Source organism: Chrysanthemum yellows phytoplasma (assembly GCF_000803325.1).
GTDB lineage: Bacteria > Bacillota_I > Bacilli_A > Acholeplasmatales > Acholeplasmataceae > Phytoplasma > Phytoplasma asteris.
The window spans coordinates 1-4,094 of the sequence record NZ_JSWH01000170.1 but is presented as its reverse complement, the minus strand read 5'-3'; the positions used below and the strand labels follow the sequence as shown (position 1 = coordinate 4,094).

The 4,094-nt window shown below is 27.5% G+C and carries 3 protein-coding genes; 1 reads left to right on the top strand and 2 read right to left on the bottom strand.

The genetic code is table 11. The features are described from left to right. Positions 1 to 48: 48 nt before the first annotated feature. Positions 49 to 1,263, top strand: coding sequence for a hypothetical protein (locus OL66_RS02935; protein WP_052177956.1), 1,215 nt, complete (start codon positions 49 to 51; stop codon positions 1,261 to 1,263). A 127-nt stretch (positions 1,264 to 1,390) separates the two neighbouring features. Here OL66_RS02935 and pyk read toward each other — a convergent pair whose 3' ends face one another. Next, on the bottom strand, positions 1,391 to 2,731 hold the full coding sequence (pyk, locus tag OL66_RS02930) for a pyruvate kinase (RefSeq protein ID WP_011160661.1): 1,341 nt from the start codon (positions 2,729 to 2,731) through the stop codon (positions 1,391 to 1,393). A 68-nt stretch (positions 2,732 to 2,799) separates the two neighbouring features. Beyond that, on the bottom strand, positions 2,800 to 4,094 hold a 1,295-nt coding region (locus tag OL66_RS02925; protein ID WP_034172398.1), incomplete at its 5' end, for a 2-hydroxycarboxylate transporter family protein.

Genomic DNA, 4,094 nt, shown 5'->3' with positions numbered 1-4,094 from the left:
TTTATAAATTTATAAAAAATAAAATAGAAATGTTGGAAAAAAAGATAAGTGAAAATACCATCTTTTAAAAAAAACATAATTATTGTAATAATAATCTTTTCTATACTTTTAATAATATTTGGTTGGTTAGGATGGCAAAATAACTTTTTTGCTTTAGAAGCTTCACAAAATTCTACTAAAAATACTTCTTTATCCTCTAAAAATTTTAATTATAATGATTTACAAGATTTACCAAAAAACCAAAATGAAAAAATCGAAGAACAAGCTCCAGAATCAAAAGAAAACAATTTAGATAATCCCAATCAAAAAGGAAAAAAAACATTTTATCCACAAATAACAGAAATTGAAGAAAATGAAGAAATAAAAGAAACACCCAAATACAGACCAAAAGCAACTCCCAAACCTAACCAAAACAACAACACACAAACTATCAAAAAAAATCCTCATTTACAAAAAGCCAAAAATAAAAGAAAAGTGATGCAAAAAAAACTAGTTTACCAAAACCAAAAAATTATTGATTTAAAAGAACAAATCTTACTTTTGGAAAATGAAAAAAACAAACCCAAAGAACTAGATAATCAATTTAGTGATCAAATTAAACCTCAATTGGAATCTCAAATCCAAGGAATGAACATTTATAATGTATATTTAGGGAAAAAAAGCGATAAAGATATGGCGTTAGAATGGTTACGAAAAAACTTTTCTAATCAACATTATCAAATTAACTTTTCTTATGGTTTGTATAATTCTCAAATTATCCAATCCACAGTTTTTTTTGATTCACGCATCAAAGAACCACCACCCAAAAACCTTTTATTAGTTTATTTTGATGGAGGCACAAGAGATAAAGCTAATAATTGTTATTCTTTGGAGGCATTAAAAACTTTAGGTAATGGTGCTCAAAATATGTATATTCTTTGGCAAGATGAAAGTCCTTTTAATGACAAAAACTTTATTCAAAACAACTTTTGCACTGACCTTATTTATGAAAAAGGATCTTTTTTAGGTGGACCTTCTTATTTGAATGTCAAACACATTGCTTTAAAAAATATTAACACCAATGAAATTATTGCCACTTTTCCTGTTAAATGTAAAATTGAAGTGCCTTGTTCACTTGATGGACTAGATTTAGAGTTAAAATTTCCTTTTTATAACTACAAAATAGAAGGTTTATTATCAAATACTCATATCAAAAGTCTTAGAAAAATTAATGTATATTCTAAACACACAGGACAATCAAAAACACTTTATTACAAAATTTAAAAAAATAAACAGTAGATTGAATTTGCAATCTACTGTTTTTTTAATATAAAATATGAGGTAATAACTACCTAAATTATAATTTGAATGTTTTTTTGATGTATGTTTGGTTCGTTGTTATTTAATGTTATTATTTAAAATAAAGCATCCCATCTTTAACAACAAGACAATTACTACTTTGATTTTGGGTAAGTTCTTCCAATTTAGTTTGTAATTTGGTTTCAGAAACAAAAGGACAAACCCCAAAATTTAGCACTAAACGACGAGCTTCTTGTTCAGTTTTAACTAAAGCCAAAACAGGAACGGATGGATGAAATTTAGAAACATTATAAGCATCTTTTAAGTCATAGACAACAATTGCTTTAACATCGGTGCGTAAAGCCAATTCCACAGCACTTAATAAAAGGTTTTCTTTGGAGTTTTTAGGTTGGTATACTTGTGATAAAGCTTGATAATTAACTACTTTTTCAGCTTGATAATTAATTTTTTTCATATAAGTTACAGCTTCTACAGGATATTCACCTGAAGCACTTTCGCCTGATAGCATAGTAAAGGTGGTGCCTTCTCTAACTGCATTAAAGACATCAGAAGTTTCAGCTTTGGTTGGACGCGGATTTCTTTGCATAGATTCTAACATTTGAGTAGCTACTACAACTGGTTTGCCGTATTCTAAACATTTAGTAATCATACGTGTTTGGTAAAGTGGTACTAATTCACCATCAACTTCTATTCCTAAATCACCTCTTGCAACCATAATACCGTCTGATTCTTGAATGATTTCTTCTAAATTATCAACACCTTCTTGATTTTCTATTTTAGAAATAATTTGGATGTTGGAATTTCCTTGTTCTTGTAAAATTTTTCTAATATCTTTGACATCTTGAGCTCTTCTAACAAATGAAGCAGCAATATAATCAAAATCTTGTTGGGCAGCAAAAACAATATCTTGATAATCTTTAGGAGAAATAAAATCCATTTCTAAATTAACTTTAGGAACATTTACACCTCTACGAGATTTGATGGAGTGAGTATTTTTGGCTTTAGTAACTAATTGTTGTTTGGCTTCGTCTTTGCCTACAACTTCCAAAGATAAGTATCCATCATCAATATTAACCATATCGCCAACTTTTAATTCATTGTATAAATTAGAATAACTAACTGAAAAAAGTTTAGCATTACCTAAAACTTCTGTCATAGATATTTTTACTTCAGAATCTTTTTGAATTGTTACTACACCATCAAATTCGTGAGTTCTAATTTCAGGTCCTTTAGTATCTAACATAAGTCCTGTGTTTTTGTCTAATTTATCGCTAATAGTTTTAATGGTTTTCATTAAAAGTTTAGTTTGTTCGTATTGAGCGTGAGAAAAATTAAATCTTGCTACATTCAAACCTGTTTGAATTAAGGCTTGTAAAATGTTTTTATCATAAGAAGCAGGTCCTAAGGTACAAATTATTTTAGTTTTGTTCATGAATAACTACATCCTTTTTTGTTTTTTAAAATATAAAAATGATTGTCAAAATTAGTTAAATTATGACATTATGACATATAAAAAAATTTAAATAAGAAATAAGCCAAAGTATAGATAATAGGTCCAATAATTCTAGTAGCAATCATAATAAAAGGTAATAAATTGTCTCTTTTACTTATTGACATTATTCCTAAATGTCCAGTTCCTCCTACACTTAAAGCACCTAAACCAGCTGTAAGAGATGTTTCAAAAGGATAAAAACCCAAAGCTTTAGCAAGAACAAAGGATACTAAAACAACTACCAATAAAGCAGTTAAAACCATAGTTAAAACAGGTATTTGTTTTATTCCTCCCATTAATTGTTGCCATTTAACTGTCATTCCCAAACCTGCTAAAATAGGAGTAGTGAAATTTTTAGATATTACTTGTCCTGCTTGAGAAATATGACTTTGATTTTCTTGTGATAATAAATTAAAAACTCTAATCAAAATTAAGAAAAGAATAAAATAAACTAACGATTCTAAATAACCCCATAATAATTTATTTAAAAGACCACTTAAACTAAATAATACAAAAATCATCGTTAAACCCATACCAATATTTTTATATTCTAAAGGAGTTTTTTTCTCTGTTGGTTTGGGTGTAAGTTTATTGTTTTTGTATTCTAATTTTCCTTTACCACTAAATTTAGTTTTATCAAAAATAACATACATTAAGCCAGCAAATAAAATACTTAAACATCTAGCCATAATTAAAGGCACTATAATTGCTGTTCTAATAGTTTTTTGATCTAATTGAGGAAAAGCATCTTTATAAATACCATTTGCAAAACCATTAATACCTAAATTAGTTCCTCCATTTGTTAACGGAACAGCTACATAAAAAATAGAGTCTAAAAAGGAACCTTGAGTGCTAAACCCTTCTGGTTTTTGATAATTAAATAAGAATCCTACAAAACCAACACTTAAAATAGCTACTAAACAAACAATTAATGTTAAAGGAAGAAACTTAGAAAGCGATCTTTTTAATAAATTTCTATCAACACTTAAAATACTTCCAGCAATAACACAAGTTATAAAAAAGTTAGCAAAATCAGATCCTAAATGATTATTTGGTGTTTTTGTACTGAAAAAATTTTCATTACATTTGTTTGCTAAATCTTGCGGTATCCATCCTTTATAAACTAAATAAGAAGGAACAAAAATACAAAGCAAAAATCCTAATCCTATTTTATTTAAATAAGGGACACTATCACCAATAAAATTAAGACCATATCCTAAGACAAAAATAATAAATAAAGGGGTTAAAAGAGGGTGATATAATTTTTTTATTCCCCATTCTTTAACTGCAAAAAGATGTAAAG